At 68.7% G+C, this 19,069-nt stretch carries 19 protein-coding genes and 1 pseudogene; 15 read left to right on the top strand and 5 right to left on the bottom strand.

Annotation, left to right across the window (positions count from 1 at the left end; genetic code table 11):
• Positions 1-110: 110 nt before the first annotated feature.
• Genes VBO01S_RS16425 through VBO01S_RS16440 form a run of 4 tightly spaced genes read left to right on the top strand, consistent with a single transcriptional unit; the run spans position 111 to position 3,653 of the window.
• On the top strand, positions 111-1,283 hold the full coding sequence (locus tag VBO01S_RS16425) for a CaiB/BaiF CoA transferase family protein (protein ID WP_062476417.1): 1,173 nt from the start codon (positions 111-113) through the stop codon (positions 1,281-1,283).
• A complete protein-coding gene (locus VBO01S_RS16430; RefSeq protein ID WP_062476420.1) occupies positions 1,280-2,263 on the top strand; it encodes a hydroxymethylglutaryl-CoA lyase in 984 nt (327 codons plus the stop codon). Before VBO01S_RS16425 ends, VBO01S_RS16430 begins: the two co-directional genes overlap by 4 nt.
• Positions 2,260-2,640, top strand: a complete 381-nt coding sequence (locus VBO01S_RS16435; protein ID WP_062476423.1) for a VOC family protein — start codon at positions 2,260-2,262, stop codon at positions 2,638-2,640. The genes VBO01S_RS16430 and VBO01S_RS16435 overlap by 4 nt, the downstream gene beginning before the upstream one ends.
• A 47-nt stretch (positions 2,641-2,687) precedes the next feature.
• Positions 2,688-3,653, top strand: coding sequence for a Bug family tripartite tricarboxylate transporter substrate binding protein (locus VBO01S_RS16440; protein ID WP_062476426.1), 966 nt, complete (start codon positions 2,688-2,690; stop codon positions 3,651-3,653).
• Positions 3,654-3,669: 16 nt separating this feature from the next.
• Here the strand turns inward: VBO01S_RS16440 and VBO01S_RS32690 are convergent, their stop codons facing one another.
• Positions 3,670-3,816 (bottom strand): hypothetical protein, encoded by a 147-nt coding sequence (locus VBO01S_RS32690; protein WP_169805059.1) that lies wholly within the window; start codon positions 3,814-3,816, stop codon positions 3,670-3,672.
• Positions 3,817-4,020: 204 nt separating this feature from the next.
• Between VBO01S_RS32690 and VBO01S_RS16445 the strand changes: the two genes are divergently transcribed.
• Positions 4,021-4,482, top strand: coding sequence for a GNAT family N-acetyltransferase (locus VBO01S_RS16445; RefSeq protein WP_169805060.1), 462 nt, complete (start codon positions 4,021-4,023; stop codon positions 4,480-4,482).
• Between the two features lie 138 nt (positions 4,483-4,620).
• Here VBO01S_RS16445 and VBO01S_RS16450 read toward each other — a convergent pair whose 3' ends face one another.
• Entirely contained in the window at positions 4,621-5,187 is a 567-nt protein-coding gene (locus VBO01S_RS16450; protein WP_062476432.1) for a LuxR C-terminal-related transcriptional regulator, read from the bottom strand.
• Between the two features lie 93 nt (positions 5,188-5,280).
• Here VBO01S_RS16450 and VBO01S_RS16455 point away from each other — a divergent pair, with 93 nt between their 5' ends.
• From VBO01S_RS16455 to VBO01S_RS16470, 4 genes are all read left to right on the top strand, one after another.
• Entirely contained in the window at positions 5,281-6,084 is an 804-nt protein-coding gene (locus VBO01S_RS16455) for a CoA transferase subunit A (RefSeq protein ID WP_062476435.1), read from the top strand.
• A 1-nt stretch (position 6,085) separates the two neighbouring features.
• Complete coding sequence (locus VBO01S_RS16460) at positions 6,086-6,724, top strand: 3-oxoacid CoA-transferase subunit B (RefSeq protein ID WP_056573812.1); 639 nt, start codon at positions 6,086-6,088, stop codon at positions 6,722-6,724.
• Between the two features lie 105 nt (positions 6,725-6,829).
• Positions 6,830-8,227, top strand: a complete 1,398-nt coding sequence (locus VBO01S_RS16465; protein WP_062476438.1) for a CoA transferase — start codon at positions 6,830-6,832, stop codon at positions 8,225-8,227.
• 12 nt (positions 8,228-8,239) lie between these two features.
• Positions 8,240-9,301 (top strand): DUF4241 domain-containing protein, encoded by a 1,062-nt coding sequence (locus VBO01S_RS16470; protein WP_062476441.1) that lies wholly within the window; start codon positions 8,240-8,242, stop codon positions 9,299-9,301.
• Between the two features lie 13 nt (positions 9,302-9,314).
• Here the strand turns inward: VBO01S_RS16470 and VBO01S_RS16475 are convergent, their stop codons facing one another.
• The gene (locus VBO01S_RS16475) at positions 9,315-10,223 is read right to left on the bottom strand and encodes a LysR family transcriptional regulator (protein ID WP_062476442.1); all 909 of its coding nucleotides are present in this window, start codon (positions 10,221-10,223) and stop codon (positions 9,315-9,317) included.
• 152 nt (positions 10,224-10,375) lie between these two features.
• Between VBO01S_RS16475 and VBO01S_RS16480 the strand changes: the two genes are divergently transcribed.
• From VBO01S_RS16480 to mmsB, 5 genes are read left to right on the top strand one after another with little or no spacing between them, the layout of a single operon-like run.
• Positions 10,376-11,899, top strand: coding sequence for a CoA-acylating methylmalonate-semialdehyde dehydrogenase (locus VBO01S_RS16480; RefSeq protein WP_062476444.1), 1,524 nt, complete (start codon positions 10,376-10,378; stop codon positions 11,897-11,899).
• Positions 11,896-12,294, top strand: a complete 399-nt coding sequence (locus tag VBO01S_RS16485) for a lysozyme inhibitor LprI family protein (protein WP_062476446.1) — start codon at positions 11,896-11,898, stop codon at positions 12,292-12,294. The genes VBO01S_RS16480 and VBO01S_RS16485 overlap by 4 nt, the downstream gene beginning before the upstream one ends.
• Positions 12,291-13,445 (top strand): acyl-CoA dehydrogenase family protein, encoded by a 1,155-nt coding sequence (locus VBO01S_RS16490; protein ID WP_062476448.1) that lies wholly within the window; start codon positions 12,291-12,293, stop codon positions 13,443-13,445. Before VBO01S_RS16485 ends, VBO01S_RS16490 begins: the two co-directional genes overlap by 4 nt.
• Before the next feature lie 27 nt (positions 13,446-13,472).
• A complete protein-coding gene (locus VBO01S_RS16495; protein ID WP_062476451.1) occupies positions 13,473-14,591 on the top strand; it encodes an enoyl-CoA hydratase/isomerase family protein in 1,119 nt (372 codons plus the stop codon).
• Positions 14,592-14,631: 40 nt separating this feature from the next.
• Positions 14,632-15,528 carry a 3-hydroxyisobutyrate dehydrogenase gene (gene mmsB, locus VBO01S_RS16500; RefSeq protein ID WP_062476455.1) on the top strand — a complete coding sequence of 299 codons (897 nt, stop codon included), beginning with the start codon at positions 14,632-14,634 and terminating at the stop codon, positions 15,526-15,528.
• On the opposite strand, the gene VBO01S_RS16505 is transcribed toward mmsB, so the two are convergent.
• Together VBO01S_RS16505 and VBO01S_RS16510 are read right to left on the bottom strand one after the other, a co-directional pair.
• On the bottom strand, positions 15,513-16,778 hold the full coding sequence (locus VBO01S_RS16505) for an MFS transporter (protein WP_062476458.1): 1,266 nt from the start codon (positions 16,776-16,778) through the stop codon (positions 15,513-15,515). The genes mmsB and VBO01S_RS16505 overlap by 16 nt on opposite strands.
• A gap of 86 nt (positions 16,779-16,864) precedes the next feature.
• On the bottom strand, positions 16,865-17,791 hold the full coding sequence (locus VBO01S_RS16510; protein ID WP_062476461.1) for a LysR family transcriptional regulator: 927 nt from the start codon (positions 17,789-17,791) through the stop codon (positions 16,865-16,867).
• Positions 17,792-17,891: 100 nt separating this feature from the next.
• Here VBO01S_RS16510 and VBO01S_RS16515 point away from each other — a divergent pair.
• Positions 17,892-19,069: pseudogene (locus VBO01S_RS16515) on the top strand (5-methyltetrahydropteroyltriglutamate--homocysteine S-methyltransferase); the annotation flags it as partial.

A 19,069-nucleotide genomic window follows, 5' to 3' on the forward strand; every position in this document is an offset into this window, starting at 1 on the left:
GGCGCACCGCCGGGTCTTCGCGTTTCGCGAAGGCCTGCTGCCATCCGAGCAATTCCGTTCATCGCCATCTGTTCCTAGAGTCGGGGCAACCCACCTGGAGACAGAGAAAGATGAACGCACTCGAAGGCCTGAAGGTGCTGGAGCTCGGCCAGCTCATCGCCGGCCCGTTCGCCGGCAAGACGCTCGCCGAGTTCGGCGCCGACGTGATCAAGGTCGAGCCCGCCGGCGTCGGCGATCCGCTGCGCAAGTGGCGGCTGCTGCGCGATGGCACCTCGGTGTGGTGGGAGGTGCAGTCGCGCAACAAGCGCTCGGTGTGCCTCGATCTGCGCAGCGCCGAAGGGCAGGAGGCCGTGCGCGCCCTGGCGCGCGAAGCGGACGTGCTGATCGAGAACTTCAAGCCCGGCACGCTCGAAGGCTGGGGCCTGGGCTGGGAGCAGCTGCATGCGCTGAACCCGCGGCTCATCATGCTGCGCATCTCGGGCTACGGGCAGACCGGCCCCTACCGCGACAAGCCGGGCTTCGGCGTGCTCGGCGAATCGATGGGCGGGCTGCGCTACCTCAGCGGTGAGCCGGGCCGGGTGCCGGTGCGCGTGGGCGTTTCGCTGGGCGACACGCTGGCCGCGCTGCATGGCGTGATCGGCGTGCTCACGGCGCTGCACCACCGCACGGCGCACGGCGGCGAGGGCCAGTTCATCGACGTGGCGCTCTACGAGTCGGTCTTCAACGTGATGGAAAGCCTGCTGCCCGAGTACGACGCCTTCGGTGCCGTGCGCGAGCGGGCCGGCAGCGCCTTGCCGGGCATCGCACCGACCAACGCCTACCGCTGCAACGACGGCCACTACGTGCTGGTGGCGGGCAACGGCGACAGCATCTTCCGCCGGCTGATGCGCGCCATCGACCGCGCGGACCTGGAGAATGACGCAGGGCTCGTGCACAACGACGGCCGCGTGCTGCGCGTGGAAGAGATCGACGCCGCCATCGAAGCGTGGACCCTGCAGCGCAGCCGCGACGAGGTGCTGGCCGTGCTCGACGCGGCGGGCGTGCCGGTGGGGCGCATCTACACGGTGGCCGACATCGCGACCGATCCGCAGTACCTGGCGCGCGAGATGATCGTGCAAGCGCGCGGCTCCGACGGCGCGCTGCTCAAGGTGCCGGGCGTGGTGCCCAAGCTCAGCGCCACGCCGGGGCGCATCGCGCACGCGGCGCCGCGCCTGGGTGAACACACGGCGGACCTGCGGGGTGCGGGCTGGCCAGTGCGTGGCGTGGAAAGCGAGGCCGTATGAAAACCGGCAACGGCACGCGGCTGTTCATCAACGAGGTCGCCACGCGCGACGGCTTCCAGATGGAAAGCCGCTTCATTCCCACCGACGACAAGGTCGCGCTGATCGACCGGCTGAGCACGCTCGGCTACGCCAAGATCGAGGTCACCTCGTTCACTTCGGCCCAGGCCATTCCCGCGCTGCGCGACGGCGAAGAAGTGATGCAGCGCATCGCCCGCCGGCCCGGCGTGGTCTACACCGCGCTCGTGCCGAATGTGCGCGGCGCCGAGCGCGCGCTCGAAAGCCGCATCGACGAGTTCAACATCGTCATGTCCGTCAGCGAGACGCACAACCTCAGCAACCTGCGGATGATGCGCGAGCAGTCGTTCGCCCAACTGGCCGAGGTGATCGCGCTGGCGAAGCAGGCGAAGGTGCCGGTGAACGTGTCGCTCTCGTGCGTGTTCGGCTGCCCGATGGAGGGCGAGGTGCTGTTGGCAACGGTGCTGGGCTGGACCGACCGCTTCGCGGCGCTGGGCGTGCAGGGTCTCACGCTGTGCGACACCACCGGCATGGCCTATCCCACGCAGGTGCAGGCCGTGTGTGAGGCCGTGCGCGCACGGCATCCGGCATTGGAATGGACGGCGCATTTCCACAACACGCGCGGCATGGGGCTGGCGAACACCATCGCGGCGGTCGAGGAGGGCATCCGCCGGCTCGACATGTCGCTCGGCGGCATCGGCGGCTGCCCCTATGCGCCGGGCGCGACGGGCAACGTCGCGACCGAGGACGTGGTCCACATGCTGCAGTGCATGGGCTACGACACCGGCATGGACCTCGATGGCCTGATCGGCGCTGCGGCTGAACTCGAATCGCTCGTGCAGCACGCGCTGCCCGGCCTGGTCTCGCGCGCCGGCCACCGGCTGACGCGCCATGCGCCGCCGGCCGATTTCAACGCCATCGTCGAGCGCGCAAAGGCGCGCCCCATCAAGAAGGAGAACGCATGATCGATCACCTGGATCACCTGGTGCTCACGACCGCCAACGAAGAAGCCTGTGTGCGCTTCTACATCGAGGCGCTGGGCATGACGCTGGAAACCTTCGGCGCTGGCCGCAAGGCCTTTCGCTTCGGCCACCAGAAGATCAACCTGCACGTGAAGGGCCACGAGTTCGAGCCGAAGGCCGAGCTGCCCACGCCTGGTTCGCTCGACCTGTGCTTCATCGCCAGCGTGCCGCTCGAAGAAGTCATAGTGCGGTTGCAAGCGCAGGGCGTACCGATCCTCGAGGGCCCGGTGATGCGCACGGGCGCCACGTCGCGCATCCGCTCGGTCTACGTGCGCGACCCTGACCTGAATCTCATCGAGATTTCGGAGCTGGCGCCCTGACGCGCGCAGCCTGAAGACATCCACAAAAAACCACCGGAGACAAACCCATGAAACCCGCTCAACGCCTGCTCGCGGTCGGCCTCGCGCTGGCCGCCGCCGCCTCGCAGGCCGACACCTGGCCTTCGAAACCCCTGACCTTCGTGGTGCCGACGGCGCCCGCGGGCTCCACCGACATCATGGCGCGGCTGGTCGCCGACCCGCTGCAGCGCGCGTTAGGCCAGCCGGTGGTGGTCGACAACAAGCCCGGCGCCAGCGGCAACATCGGCACCGAGTTCGTGGCCCGCGCCGCGCCCGACGGCTACACGCTGCTGCTGCAGTACTCGGGCTACCACGTCGGCAACCCGTCGCTGTACCCGAACCTGCGCTGGAGCCCGACCAAAGACTTCGTGCCGGTGGCGATGGTGATGCGCGCGCCGCACGTGGTCGCGGTGAGCGGCAAGCTGCCGGTGAGCTCGATGAAGGAGCTCATCGAGTACGGCAGGAAGAAGGAGGGCGGTTTGTTCTACGCCTCGTCGGGCAACGGCTCGATCCAGCACATCGCCGGCGAGCTGCTGTCGCGCCAGACCAAGCAACCGGCCACGCACGTGCCGTACAAGGGCTCGGGGCCGGCCATCAACGACCTGGTGGCGGGCAATGTCGACATCTTCATCACCACGCCGCCCTCGGTCATCGGCCACTTCGCGGGCGGGCGCATCAAGGCGCTGGCGTACACGGGCAGCAAGCGGCACGCGTCGATGCCGAACGTGCCGACCTCGGCCGAGGCCGGGTTGCCGGGCTACGAGGTCGAGTCGTGGTTCGCGGTGTTCGCGCCGGCGAAGACGCCGCCCGAGGTGGTGAACAAGCTCAGCGCCGAGATCAAGAAGATCGTCGAGAGCGAGGCCTTCCGCAAGAAGGTGGACGAGCAGGGCGCCTTCGCGACCTACATGGACCCGGCCACGCTGGGCCGGTTCGTCGACCAGGAACTCGCGGCCTGGTCGAAGGTGATCAAGGGCGCCGACATCAAGCCGGAGTGAACGCCCCCGGCGAGGCTCAGGGCTTGACGCCCAGCACCGACAGGATCACCGCCGCGAGGCCGAGCGCCACGGGCACCTGGTGCCCGGCCAGCGCGCGGGCCTGGGCGACGGACAGCCTGGATTGCTGAAGGAGGTTCTTTTCCGAATGAAGGGGTGTGGACATGGTGTCTGCTCCTGTGTGGGGCGAACGGTGTGTTCGCGTGGGTTCCACGATAGGCCTCTCAACCGGCGATGGCGCATGGGTTTTGTCGACACGGCGTTTCCGTTTTCGCAACGATCCGGGGGTTCTGGCAGGGAACTTCTGCTCAGAACTCAGAATAGGGTCATGCAACGGAACGCACGAAACACACACATGAAGGGCTTGACGATGCGCAGGGCCGCCCCGGCGGATGCGGTGCCCTGGCCGCTCCTGTTCGACGCGGACGGCCCGCGCCCCGAGATCGAAAAGTACCTGCTGCGCGGCGAGCAATGGCTGGCCGAACAGGCCAGCGAAGTCGTCGGCCAGATGGTGCTCATGGCCACGCGCGTCGACACCTGGGAGATCATGAACATCGCCGTGGCCGACGCCCACAAGGGCCAGGGCATCGGCACCGCGATGCTGAAGAAGGCGAAAGCGCTTGCCAGGCAGCGCGGCGCGCACCGGCTCGAAGTCGGCACGGGCAACAGCAGTCTGCGCGAGCTGGCCTTCTACCAGCGCTTCGGCTTTCGGATCGTCGGCGTCGACGTCGACTACTTCGTGCGCCGCTGGGGCAAGGCGACGAAGCAGAACGGCATCCCGCTGCGGGACCTGGTCCGCATGGAGATGGTGCTGTCGCGCGACGCAGGCTGATCGCCCCGCACCACGACCGCGCTCAGTGTGCGCAGGACACTGGGTGCTTCCCGCAGCGAAATCAAGGAGGAGGGCGAAGCCCGGGGGACATTCGCGGAGGGAAGTACCCGGTGGCCTGTGCACGCGCCCTGAAAAGAATCACCCCGCGATCAACTTCTGCACCAGCTCCGCAGTCGTCGCCGCCGCGTACTTGCGCATCAACCGCGCCCGATGCAATTCAACGGTGCGATGGCTGATGCCCAGCGCCTTCCCGATCTCCTTCGAAGTCAGCCCGCGCATCACCTGCGCCGCTACCTCGCGTTCGCGCGGCGTGAGCTCGGCCTTCACCGCGCGGCGCGAGCCCAGGTCTTCGAAGGTCCAGATGCCGGCCTCGTGCGGCGCCGCGCGGTTCATCGCGTGGCCGGTGACGTGGCACCAGAAGGTCTCGCCGGCCAGCGCGCCGTGCAGCCCGCCCAGGCGCTTCATCATGCGGTTGTCGGCGTAGTGGCCGCTGGCGTTCAGAAAGGGCTCCATGCGCTTGCCGATGCGCTCGAACTCGGCCACGCTCGGGTACAGGATGCTGAACGAATGCCCGACCAGCGCGGAGGGCTCCGCGCCGAAAATTTCGCACACACGCTGGTTGCAGGCGACGATGGTGCGGTTGCTCGAGACCACCATGCCGACGGGTGCATGTTCAAAAGCCAGTCGGTAATCGATCTCGGGCATCGGGTGTCACCATTACGAAATACTACGTATACGAGTAGGTAGTATCGTTGAAGCCTTTCCCACCCACTCTCCACCACCCATCAAGGAGCCCGAGTGAACAAGATTTATCCCTCCGCAGACGCGGCACTCAAGGGGGTCGTGGCCGACGGGCAGACGCTCGCGGTCGGCGGCTTCGGCCTGTGCGGCATTCCCGAAGCGCTGATCGACGCGCTGAAGGATTCCGGCGTGCAGAACCTCACCGTCATCTCGAACAACGCGGGCGTCGACGGTTTCGGCCTCGGCAAGCTGCTCGAGACGCGCCAGATCAAGAAGATGATCGCGTCGTACGTGGGCGAGAACAAGGAGTTCGAGCGCCAGTACCTGGCCGGTGAACTGGCCCTCGAATTCACGCCCCAGGGCACGCTGGCCGAGAAGCTGCGCGCCGGCGGCGCCGGCATTCCGGCCTTCTTCACGAAGACCGGCGTGGGCACGCAAGTGGCCGAAGGCAAGGAACTGCGCGAGTTCGGCGGCGAGACCTACGTCATGGAGCACTCGCTGGTGCCCGACGTGGCACTGGTCAAGGCCGACGTGGCCGACAAGGCCGGCAACCTGCGCTTTCGCCTCACGGCACGCAATTTCAACCCCGCCGCCGCCATGGCCGGCAAGGTCTGCATCGTCGAGGTCGAGAAGATCGTCGAAGTGGGCGAACTGGCCCCCGACGACATCCACCTGCCGGGCATCTACGTGCACCGCCTGGTGCTCAACGCCACGCCCGAAAAGCGCATCGAGAAGCGCACCGTGAGCGCCTCGGTCGATGCCGCCGCCGCCAAGGTCGAGGCCCAGACCGCCATCGCCCAGGCCGCCGCCGCCGGCAGCGAATCGGCCGTGAAGGCCGTCAACAAGAAAGAAGGAGCCTGAGATGCCCTGGACCCAAGACCAGATGGCGGCCCGTGCCGCTCAAGAACTCGAAGACGGCTTCTACGTCAACCTCGGCATCGGCATTCCGACCCTGGTGGCCAACCACACCGGCACCAAGGAAGTCTGGCTGCAAAGCGAAAACGGCATGCTCGGCATCGGCCCGTTCCCGACCGAAGACAACGTCGACGCCGACCTCATCAATGCCGGCAAGCAGACCGTCACCACGCTGCCCGGCTCGGCCATCTTCGGCAGCCATGACAGCTTCGCGATGATCCGCGGCGGCAAGATCAACCTGTCGATCCTGGGCGCCATGCAGGTCAGCGCCAAGGGCGACCTCGCCAACTGGATGATCCCCGGCAAGATGGTCAAGGGCATGGGCGGCGCCATGGACCTCGTGGCCGGCGTGAAGCGCGTGATCGTGCTGATGGAACACGTGGCCAAGAAGAAGGACGGCACCGAAGACCTGAAGATCCTCGAGCAATGCTCGCTGCCGCTGACCGGCGTGGGCGTGGTCGACCGCATCATCACCGACCTGGCCGTGATGGACGTCGTGCCCGAAGGCCTCAAGGTGATCGAGCTGGCGCCGGGCGTGAGCTTCGACGCGCTGCAGGCCAAGACCGGTGCGAAGCTGATCCAGTAAGCAACCCGCACAAGGTCGCGAACGCAACGACAGCAACAAGGGCAGGGCCGCGCAAGCGGACCCTGCCTTTTTCATTTCTTTTTTCCTTCCCTGAAGGGGCGACGCATGGCAACGAGTGAAGAAGTCCTGGCCGGTCTCTGGCAACTGGCGGGGCTGCCCGCCGAGGCGCTGGCTTTCGCGCGGCTCACGGGCGCCGACCCGGTGCTGCCGTCGTCCTTCGCGGTCGGCCTCGCGGCGCAGGCCAGCATCGCCGCCGCAGCGCTCGCGGCCTGCGAGCTGGGACACCGGCGCGGCGTGGCGCGGCAAGAGGTGGCGGTCGACACGCTGCACGCCGCGCTCGACTGCACGGGCTGGTTCAGCCTCGACGGCCGCGTGCCCGATTTGTGGGACACCTTCTCGGGCGTGTACCGCTGTGCCGACGGCTGGGTGCGCATCCACGCCAACTTCAAGCACCACCGCGAAGGCGCGCTGTGCCTCATGAAGCTGGACCCGGCCAACGCCACGCGCGCCGACGCCGAGGCCGCGATGGCCGGCTGGCGCGCGGTCGATTTCGAAACGGCCGCCGCCGCGCAAGGCCTGGTGGCGACCGCACTGCGCCGCTTCGACGAATGGGACGCCTCGCCGCACGGGCAGGCGGTGGCGGCGCAGCCGCTCTTCACCATCGAGCGCATCGGCGATGCACCGCCGCGCGCGCTGCCGCCGCTGCAGGGCGACCAGCGCCCGCTCGAAGGCCTGCGCGTGCTCGACCTCACGCGCATCCTCGCGGGACCGGTCGGCGGCCGGGCGCTGGCGGCCTATGGCGCCGACGTGATGCTGGTCAATTCGCCGAACCTGCCGAACATCGAATCCATCGCCGACACCAGCCGCGGCAAGCTCTCGGCCCACGTCGACCTGTGCACTGATGAAGGCCGCGCTGTGCTGCACGGCCTCGTCGCCGACGCGCATGTCTTCGTGCAGGGCTACCGCCCCGGCGGCATCGCGGCGCTGGGCTTTGGCCCCGAGGCGCTGGCGCGCGAGCGGCCGGGCATCGTCTGCGTCTCGCTCACGGCCTATGGCACGCAGGGGCCGTGGGCCGATCGGCGCGGCTTCGATTCGCTGGTGCAGACCGCCATGGGCTTCAACCATGCCGAGGGCGAGGCCGCGGGCGACGGCAAGCCGCGCCCGATGCCGATGCAGATCCTCGACGAAGCCAGCGGCTACCTGATCGCCCTCGGTGCCGCGGCCGCGTTGTGGCGCCAACAGCAGGAGGGCGGCAGCTGGCATGTGCAGGTGTCGCTGGCGCAGACGGGCCAGTGGCTGCGCGGGCTGGGCCGCGTGGACGGCGGGCTGTCGATCGCGCGGGCCGATGTCGCGCCGTACGTCGAGACCTCCGCCTCGGGCTTCGGCGAACTGGCGGCGGTGCGCCACAGCGCGCAGCTCTCGCGCACGCCGGCCGCCTGGCCGCAGCCGTCGATGCCGCCGGCCAGCCATCCGCCGGTGTGGCCCGCCACTGCCGGGGGATGAGAAACTGGGCGCATGGCTTACCTAGACATCGACAACCTCCAGAGCATTTTTCTTGACGACGAGGCGCTGCGCGCACGGCATCTGCAGCGCCAGCCTTGCGGGGCCCTGAACATCACGAGCGGCCGCATCGTGGCCTGCGATCCCCTGGTGCAACCCGAGCGCGAGCCTTTCGTTCGCAGCGTGAGCGGGCGGGGCGCATTCCCCGTCGAGGTGCTGCAAGGCGGCGGCCGCCATGCGCTGGCCGTGCTGTGGCTGCGTGAACGCGGCGGCCTGCAGGCGAGCGATCTGCAATGGGAAGCGGCGCTGCTCGAAGGGCAGTCGCAGGATGAACTCGGCAGCGATGAGTTCTACGGCCACCCGGTCGATGCCGGCGTCGGCTGCTTCATGGACGTCGACGGCGCCAAGGCCATGGCGGAGCGCGAGGCGCGCGAGTCCGCCACCAATCCCGAGTACGTCAGCTACTACGACGATGTGCTCGGCGCCGACCTCGCTTCGGCCGACATCGCCGACCATTACCCGCTGGGCGCTGGCAGCGCGAACAACGTGCTGATCTTCAGCGCCGGCTGGGGCGACGGCAGCTACCCGAGCTTCTGGGCGCTCGATGCGGCAGGCGAGCCCGTGGCGCTCGTGACCGACTTCATGGTCATGCAGGGCGGCGACGCGCGCGACGAGGACGACAAGCGCAGCGACGCTTATGTGGCCAGCCTTTCGCCCGAGAAACTGGCGGCGCTGGAGGCGTTGGGTGCGGCGGCGGTCCAGGGTGATGCGGTGGCGATCCAGCCGCTGCTCGACGGCGGGCTCGCGCAGCCCAACGAGATCATTCCCTCGCTCGGCGAGACCGCGATCATGAGCGCCATCCGCATGAACCAGCTGGACGCGCTGCGCGTGCTGCTGGCGGCGCTGCCGGGCCAACTGCCGATGCCGCCCCAGTTCTATCGCATGGACGAGGAAGAGAGCTACATCGACTACGCGCGCCGGCTCAAGAAGCCGCGTGTGGAAGGGTTGATCGAACTGCTGGAAAAGGCTGCTGCACCAGCGGCCAAGCCTGGGTTCCTGAAGCGCCTGTTTTCCTGAGCGCGCGAGCCGGTCACCTGGCGTTCGCCGCGCTGTCAGGCAACAGCACCTGCTGTTGCGCCGTGGCCGTCGCGCGCAGAAATTCCCACACCGTCTGCATGCGCGCCAGGTGCTTCGTTTCCGCAGGCATCGACATCCAGAAGGTCCGCGTGAAGTTCGCCGCGTCCGGCAGCACCGGCTTGAGCGCACGGTCGTCCTGCGCGATGAACGCCGGCAGCACCGCAATCCCCGCGCCCGCCGCCACCGCCCGGTGCTGCGCCAGCACGCTGGTGCTGCGCAGCGCGAAGCTGTCGGGGCGGTGCAGTTCATCGAGGTACTGCAGTTCCTTGCTGAACAGCAGGTCGTCCACGTAGCTGATGAAGGTGTGGCCGCGCAGGTCTTCGCGTGTCTTGATGGGCTTGTGCGCGGCCAGGTACTGCTTGGATGCGTAAAGCCGCAGCGTGTAGTCGGTGAGCTTGGTCACCACCACCGGTCCGCGTGCCGGCCGCTCGAGCGAGATCACGATGTCGGCCTCGCGCCGCGACAGGTGCACCAGCCGCGGCATCGCGAGCAGGTCGATGGTGAGCTTCGGGTGCTGCACCGCGAACAGCGCCAGCTGCGGCGCCAGCACCACGGTGCCGAAGCCCTCGGTGGCACCGATGCGCACCAGCCCCGACAAGCCTTCCTGCGAGGCTGGCGCGGTGCTTTCCACGGCCTGGAAGGCGCTCTCCATCGCCTCGACCTGCGGCTGCAACCGGCGGCCCGCCTCGGTGAGCCGATGGCCGCCGGCCTCGCGCGAAAAGAGGGGCGCGCCCACCTCCTTTTCGAGCGCCTGGATGCGCCGCGCGACGGTGGTGTGGTCGACCTCCAGCCGGCGCGCCGCGCTCATCAGCGTGCCCGAGCGGGCGAGTTCGAGAAAGTAGCGCAGGTTGTCCCAGTCCATGTGCGTGCGGCCTCGTGCGGGGTGGCGTGCGGTGCTTTGCATTTTTGCAAAGCGATGACGCATATTTGTCTATTGTCATGGCAAATCTGCAAAGCTAGGATGCAGGCTGCACCGGTTCGAACCGGTCCCGTATTCACAGGAGACAAACCCCCATGGACGCCACCACCACCCCCTCGACCCAGGTCGCCACCGTCAAGCTGCTCATCGGCGGCAAGTTCGTCGAATCGAAGACCACCGAATGGCGCGACGTCGTCAACCCGGCCACGCAGCAGGTGCTGGCCCGCGTGCCCTTCGCCACGCAAGCCGAACTCGACGCCGCCGTGGCCTCCGCCAAGGAAGCCTTCAAGACCTGGCGCAAGACGCCCCTGGGCGCGCGCGCCCGCATCTTCCTGAAGCTGCAGCAGCTCATCCGCGAGAACATGGGCGAGCTGGCCGCGATCCTCACGGCCGAGCAGGGCAAGACGCTGCCCGACGCCGAAGGCGACGTGTTCCGCGGCCTCGAAGTGGTCGAGCACGCCTCGAACATCGGCAACCTGCAACTGGGCGAGCTGGCCAACAACGTGGCCAACGGCGTCGACACCTACACGCTGCTGCAGCCGCTGGGCGTGTGCGCCGGCATCACGCCGTTCAACTTCCCCGCGATGATCCCGCTGTGGATGTTCCCGATGGCCATCGTCACCGGCAACACCTTCGTGCTCAAGCCCTCCGAGCAGGACCCGATGGTCACGATGCGCCTGTGCGAACTGGCGCTCGAAGCCGGCGTGCCGCCCGGCGTGCTGAACGTGGTGCACGGCGGCGAAGCCGTCGTCAACGGCATCTGCGACCACAAGGACATCAAGGCGATCAGCTTCGTCGGCTCGACCAAGGTCGGCACGCACGTCTACAACCGCGCCACGCTGGCCGGCAAGCGCGCGCAATGCATGATGGGCGCGAAGAACCACGCCATCGTGATGCCCGACGCCAACAAGGAGCAGACGCTCAACGCACTGGCCGGCGCGAGCTTCGGCGCGGCGGGCCAGCGCTGCATGGCCGTGTCGGTCGCGGTGCTGGTGGGCGAGGCGCGCAACTGGGTGCCCGAGCTCATCGAGAAGGCCAAGACGCTGAAGATCGGCGCGGGCACTGAAAAGGGCGTGGACGTGGGCCCACTGGTGTCGTGCGCAGCGTACGACCGCGTGAACAGCCTCATCGAACGCGGCGAAGCCGACGGCGCCAAGCTGGTGCTCGACGGCCGCAAGCCCACTGTGCCCGGCTACGAGAAGGGCAACTTCGTCGGCCCGACGATCTTCACCGGCGTGAAGCCCAGCATGACGATCTACGAACAGGAAGTGTTCGGCCCCGTGCTGTGCATCGCCGACGCCGAGACCATCGACGAAGCCATCGAGCTGATCAACAGCAACCCGAACGGCAACGGCACGGCGATCTTCACGCAGTCGGGCGCCGCGGCGCGCCGCTTCCAGGAAGACATCGACGTGGGCCAGGTCGGCATCAACGTGCCGATCCCGGTGCCGGTCCCGATGTTCTCGTTCACCGGTTCGCGCGCTTCGAAGCTCGGCGACCTGGGCCCGTACGGCAAGCAGGTCATCATGTTCTACACGCAGACCAAGACCGTGACGGCACGCTGGTTCGACGACAGCACCGTGAGCCAGGGCGTCAACACCACCATCAGCCTCAAGTGAGGCAGGGGCTTCGCGTCGCAGCCTGGGCCGCCACGGCGGCGCTTGCCCTGCTGGCCGGCGGGGCGCAGGCGGCCGGCTCCGACGAGCCGGTCGACTGCAACCCCAACGGCAACCAGCAGCAGATGAACGACTGCGCGCTGCGCGATTTCCGCGCGGCCGACGCCGAGCTCAACATCCGCTACGGCGAGGTGATGAAGACGCTCTCGCCGCAGATGCGCGTCGCGCTGCGCACCGAGCAGCGGGCCTGGCTCAAGGGCCGCGACCCGGGGTGCAAGCGGGCCGCGAAGGCGAACGAAGGCGGCTCGATCTGGCCGCTGGTGTTCAACGCGTGCCTGGAAAAATCGACCCGCAAACGCACCGCCGAACTGGACCTCTGGAAGGGTCGTCAACCATGAATTTCGAACTGTCCGAAGAACAGAACGCCTTTGCGCAGACCGCGCGCGATTTCGCGCAGGCCGAGTTCGCACCGCACGCCGCGCAGTGGGACGCCGAGGCTGTCTTTCCGCGCGAGGCCATCGCCAAGGCCGGCGAACTGGGCTTTTGCGGCCTGTACGCGCCCGAGCGCATCGGCGGCCTGGGCCTGCCGCGGCTCGACTCGGCGCTGGTGTTCGAGGAAATGGCCGCGGTCGATCCGTCGACCACGGCCTTCATCACGATCCACAACATGGCGACGTGGATGCTCGGCACCTGGGCGACCGACGCAGTGGCGCAGCAGTGGGGCGAAGACCTCACGAGCGGGCGCAAGCTGGCGTCGTACTGCCTGACCGAACCGGGCGCGGGCTCCGACGCGGGGTCGCTGAAGACGCGCGCCGAACTGCAGGGCGCCGAGTACGTCATCAATGGCGGCAAGGCCTTCATCTCCGGCGCCGGCTCGACCGACGTGCTGGTGCTCATGGCCCGCACGGGCGGCGCGGGCGCCAGCGGCATCTCGGCCTTCGCGGTGCCGGCCGACGCGCCGGGCGTGAGCTACGGCAAAAAGGAGCACAAGATGGGCTGGAACAGCCAGCCCACGCGCACCATCAACTTCGACAACGTGCGCGTGCCGGCGCAGAACCTGCTGGGCAAGGAAGGCGAGGGCTTTCGCATCGCCATGAAGGGCCTCGATGGCGGGCGCATCAACATCGCGACCTGCTCGGTGGGCGCGGCGCAGGGCGCGCTCGACGCGGCGCGCCGCTACCTGCACGAGCGCCAGCAGTTCGGCAAGCCGATCGCGAGCTTCCAGGCGCTGCAGTTCAAGCTGGCCGACATGGCGACCGAGCTGGTGGCCGCGCGGCAGATGGTGCGGCTGGCCGCCAGCAAGCTCGACGCGGGCCATGCGGACGCGAGCACCTATTGCGCGATGGCCAAGCGCTTCGCGACCGATGCGGGCTTCAACGTCTGCAACGACGCGCTGCAGCTGCACGGCGGCTACGGCTACCTGAGCGAGTTCCCGCTCGAGCGCCTGGTGCGCGACACGCGCGTGCACCAGATCCTCGAAGGCACCAACGAAATCATGCGCGTCATCGTTGCGCGAAAATTGCTGGAAGGCGACAGCGATATCCGCTGAACGCGCCGCATCCAGGACCTGAAAACAATGACCGACAACGTAGTTCTCTTCAACGAAATCAAGACCGCCGGCGGCCAGCGTTTTGCCGTGGCCACGCTCAATGCGCCGGCTTCGCTCAACGCGCTGTCCGTGGACATGGTGCGCCTGCTCACGCCCAAGCTGCGCGAGTGGGCGGCCGACGCCGGCATCGTCGGCGTGCTGCTCGACGCGGCGGGCGAGAAGGCCTTCTGCGCCGGCGGCGACCTGCGCCAGCTGTACCAGACGCTGCTCGACTGCGGCCCCGCGCGCAACACCTACGCCGAAGACTTCTTCCGCGAGGAGTACGAGCTCGACCACCTGATCCACACCTTCCCCAAGCCCTTCCTGTGCTGGGGCCACGGCATCGTGATGGGCGGCGGCGTGGGCCTGCTGGCGGGCGCCTCGCACCGCGTGATGACGCTGCAAAGCCGCATCGCCATGCCCGAGATCAACATCGGCCTGTACCCCGACGTGGGCGGCAGCTGGTTCCTGCGCCGCACGCCGGGCCGCACGGGCCTGTTCCTGGCGCTCACGGCCGCCAACATCAACGCGCACGACACCATCTTCTGCGGCCTGGCCGACGTGCTGGTGCCGCACGAGCGCAAGGGTGCGGTGATCGAGGCCATCGCGTCCACGCAGTGGGCCGGCGGCGACGCCAAGGCCGACCGCGCCACGCTGTCGCGCATCCTGGCCCAGGCGGGCGAGGGCGCCGAAATGCCCGCCTCGAAGGTGCGCGAGCACTACGACACCATCAACGCGCTGATGGCCGGCGACGACCTGCTCGACATCGCCAAGCGCCTGCGCAACGTGCAAAGCGACGACGCCTGGCTGCAGACCGCATCGAAGACCTTCACCAAGGGCGCGCCGAGCTCCATCGCGCTGAGCTTCGAGCTCTGGCAGCGCGTGCCGCGCATGTCGCTGGCCGAGGTGTTCCGCCTCGAGTACTGGGCCTCGCTGGGCTTTTGCGCGAACAAGGATTTCGCCGAAGGCATCCGCGCCGTGCTGGTCGACAAGGACCGCAACCCGCGCTGGAACCCCGCCACGCTCGAAGAGATCACGCCGGCCTTCGTCGAAGACCACCTGCGTCCGCGCGGCGAGATGCCGGCGGAACTGGCCTCGCTGACCTGACCGGCCCCATTCCCTGCACAGAACAACGGAGACAAGACACATGAAGATCGCATTCATCGGCCTGGGCAACATGGGCGGCCCGATGGCCCTGAACCTGCACAAGGCAGGCCACACGCTCAGCGCCTTCGACCTCTCGGCCGAAGCCTGCAAGAAGTTCGCTGCCGAAGGCCTGCCGATCGCGAAGTCGGCGGCCGAGACCGTGGCCGGCGCCGAGGTGGTGATCAGCATGCTGCCCGCCAGCGCGCACGTCGAGGGCCTGTTCCTCGGCGGCGCCGGCAAGCCCGGCCTGCTCGACAGCATCCAGGCCGGCACGCTCGTGATCGACAGCAGCACCATCGCCGCCGCCACGTCGCGCAAGGTCGCAGAAGCGGCCGCCGCCAAGGGCGTGGCGATGATCGATGCGCCCGTGTCGGGCGGCACCGGCGGCGCCATTGCCGGCACGCTGACCTTCATGGTCGGCGGCGACACCCAAGACCTGGAGCGCGCGCGCCCCGTGCTCGAGAAGATGGGCGCCAACATCTTCCACGCCGGCGCGGCAGGTGCCGGGCAGACCGCGAAGATCTGCAACAACATGCTGCTCGGCATCCTGATGATCGGCACCTCGGAAGCGCTCGCGCTGGGCGTTGCCAACGGGCTCGACCCGAAGGTGCTGTCCGAAATCATGCGCCGCAGCTCGGGCGGCAACTGGGCGCTCGAGAAGTACAACCCCGTGCCCGGCGTGATGGAAGCGGCACCGGCCTCGAAGAACTACGCTGGCGGCTTCGGCACCGACCTGATGCTCAAGGACCTGGGCCTGGCGCAGGAAAACGCCACCGCCGTGCGCGCGGCCACGCCGCTGGGCGGCCTGGCACGCAGCCTGTACGCGGCACACAGCCTCGCGGGCCACGGCGCGCTCGATTTCTCGAGCGTGCTGAAGCTGGTTCAGAAGGCCGGCTGAACGGCGCGCCGGCCGCGCCGCGCCATCGCGAGCAGCAGGCCGGCCGCCACGAGGTTGGCGCCGATCGCCACGAGGATCGGCAGCAGGTAGCTGCGCGTGAGGTCGAAGGCGAAGCCCGCGGCGCTCGGGCCGATCAGCGTGCCGATGGCCACGCTGGTGTACAGGATGCCGATGATCGCGCCGATGTGGCGCCCGCCGAACCAGTCCATCACCAGCGCGGGCAGCAGCGCGACGAAGCCGCCGTAGAACACGCCGTAGGCAAAGGCGAACAGGGCCAGCCCCCAGAACCCGCCCGACACGGCCCACACCACCAGCGACAGTGCCATGCCCGCCGACATCAGCGGCAGCGCATGGTCCCGGCCCATGCGGTCGGCCAGCCCGCCCAGGAAGAAACGACCCGCCGTGCTGCCCACGCCGATCGCGCCGAGCAGCAGCACCGCCGACGACGCGGCCACGCCGTGGTCGAGCGCGTAGGGCACCAGGTGCACGAAGGGCACGAACAAACCGAACGAGCTGATGAGGCAGGCCGCGTACAGCCCCGCGAAACGGCCTGAGCCGACCGCCTCGCGCACCGAGGCGCCGGGCGGCAGCGCGGTGGAAGCTTGCGCCTGCGGCGGATCGCCATCGGGCCCGAGGCCGCGTGCGCGCGGGTCGTTCTCGACCAGCAGCGCCATGCCCACGCCCACCACGGCCGCGAGCATGCCGAGCGCCAGGTAGGCGTCGCGCCAGCCCAGCGTGTCGATGAACCACGAGGCCAGCGGCGGCATGGCCAGCGTGCCCACGCCGATGCCGCTCACGGCGAGCCCCGAGGCGAAGCCGCGCTGGCGCACGAACCAGCGCTGCACCGCGCCGAGCACGGGCACGTAGGAGGCCCCCACGCCGAGACCCACCCCGAGCCCGTAGGCCCAGAAGATCTGCGTCAGGCTGCGCGCCTGCCCCGCGAGCACCAGCCCGAGGCCGACCAGCACCATGCCCGCGACGGCGAGCCGCCGCGCGCCCCAGCGGTCGGCGAGCGGGCCGCTGAACACGCCGAGCCCGAAGTACAGGAAGCCCGCGAGCGAGAACACCAGCGACACCTCGCCGCGCGAGGCGCCGAAGTCGCGCTGCAATGCATCGAGGAAGGCGCTGAAGGTGTAGGCGCAGCCGAAGCCCACGAACATGACGGCGAAGGCGCCGGCGACCACGAGCCAGCCGTGGAAGAAGCGGGGGCGTGGCGCGGCGGGGGAGTCGGGCGTGTTCGGCGATGTCATGGGGCGATCCGTGGTGGTGGTCGATCTTCAGGCCGTGCACCACCACGCACTGGCCGGATTCGGACGTGATCCTCCCGCCCTCGGGCTCACAGCAATTCGATCCCCGGCAGGCTCTTGAAGCAGCTCTCGCGCGTGACGCGCACGAAGTCGTCCAGCCAGGGCCGCGCCGACGTCGCCTGCGTGCAGGCCATGTACAGCCGCCCCGTCAGGCCCCGGGCGCCCACGCGGCGCGCCGTGACGTAGCCGCGGTCGAGGTAATTCTGCACCGCCCACAGCGGCAGCGTGGCCACGCCGCGCCCGCTGGCCACCAGCTGCAGCATCGCCACCGTGAGCTCGGTCGTGCGCCGGTGCGCGGGCTCGACGCCGGCGGGCGCCAGCACCTGGCGCACGATGTCGAGCATCTCGTCGGGCACGGGGTAGGTGATGAGCGTCTGGTCGGCGAAGTGCCGGGCCGTGAGGTGGGGCTTGGCCGTCAGCGCATGGTCGTTGGCCAGCAGCGCGACGATCTCGAAGCGGAACAGCGCGTGGTAGTCGACCGTTTCATCGGGGTCTTCCTCGGAGACGATCGCCACCTCGGCGCGGTTCTGCATCACCAGCGCGATCGGGTCGGGGTGGAAGCCCGAGACGATGTCCAGCTCGATCTCGGGCCAGCGCTGGCGGAAGGCGTCCATCGCGGGCATCAGCCAGTCGAAGCAGGTGTGGCACTCGACCACGATGCGCAGTTGCCCGCTGCGCCCCAGCGCGAGCCGCGCCACGTCGCGCTCGGCCTCTTCGACGAGCGGCAGCGCGGTGTCGGCCAGCTGCAACAACCGCAGCCCAGTGGTGCTGAACTGCGGCGGCACCGACTTGCGCTCGAACAGCTGCGCGCCGTAGCGCTCTTCGAGCAGCTTGATCTGGTGCGACAGCGCCGACTGCGTGAGGTTGAGCAGCTGCGCCGCGCGCACCAGGCTGCCGGTGTCGCGCAACGCGGCCAGCGTGCGCAGGTGGCGGATCTCGAGGATGGACTGCATCATGAAAATGATTCAAGCGAACTGGCAAAAGGTTTCGTTTGAATCATATGCGCCAAACGCCGACCATCACCGGTTTCCAAGACCAGCGACCGGATTACCTGCAATGACCACCCGTACCCACATCCTCGGCTTTCCGCGCATGGGCGCCCACCGGGAACTCAAGTTCGCCCTCGAGAAGCACTGGCGCGGCGAAACCGGCCACGCCGCGCTCGAAGCCGTCGGCGAGGCGCTGCGCGCGCGCCACTGGCAGGCGCAGCGCGACGCGGGGCTCGACTTCGTGACCGTGGGCGACTTCGCCTTCTATGACCACGTGGCCAACCACATCCAGCTGCTGGGCTGCGAGCCGGCGCGCTTCGGCTTCAGCGGCGACGAGCCCGAGCTGTCGCGCTACTTCAAGATGGCGCGCGGCGTGGAAGACGAAGCGGGCCACGTGCACGACGAGAGCTGCACCCACGGCGCCGAAGGCACCTTCGCGCTCGAGATGACGAAGTGGTTCGACACCAACTACCACTACCTCGTGCCCGAGTTCGATGCGGCCACGCAGTTCAGGCTGGCATCGACGCGGCTGTTCGACGAGGTCGCGCAGGCGCAGCAGGCCGGCCACGCGGTCAAGGCCGTGCTGCTCGGGCCGCTGAGCTTCCTGTACTTGGGCAAGGAAAAGGCGGCGGGGTTCGACCGCTTCTCGCTGCTCGAATCGCTGCTGCCCGTGTACGAGCAGGTGCTCGGCCGGCTCAAGCAGCAGGGCGTGGAATGGGTGCAGATCGACGAGCCGATCCTGGGCCTCGACCTGCCCGAGGACTGGCGCAATGCCTTCGAACGCGTGTACTGGCAGATCGCGCGCAACGCGCCGAAGCTGCTGCTGGCGAGCTACTTCTCGCCGCTGTCCGAGAACCTGCGCCTGGCCTGCCAGCTGCCCGTGGCCGGCCTGCACGTCGATGCCGTGCGTGCGCCGCAGGAGCTGACCGGCGTGGCCGACTGGCTGCCGGCGCACAAGGTGCTGTCGGTCGGCGTGGTCGACGGCCGCAACATCTGGCGCACCGACGTCGATGTGGCGCTGGGCAAGCTCAGGCCCGTGGCGGAGAAGCACCAGGGCGAGCTGTGGATCGCGCCGTCGTGCTCGTTGCTGCATGTGCCGTTCAGCCTCGCGGCCGAGACGAAGCTCCACACCGAACTGAAGTCGTGGCTCGCCTTCGCCATCGAGAAGCTCGATGAGCTGCGCGTGCTGCGTGCCGCCGTCGAGGGCAACGAAGCCTCGGTGGCCGCCGATCTCACGGCCGCCCG

It is taken from the genome of Variovorax boronicumulans NBRC 103145, from assembly GCF_001591345.1.
GTDB lineage: Bacteria > Pseudomonadota > Gammaproteobacteria > Burkholderiales > Burkholderiaceae_C > Variovorax > Variovorax boronicumulans.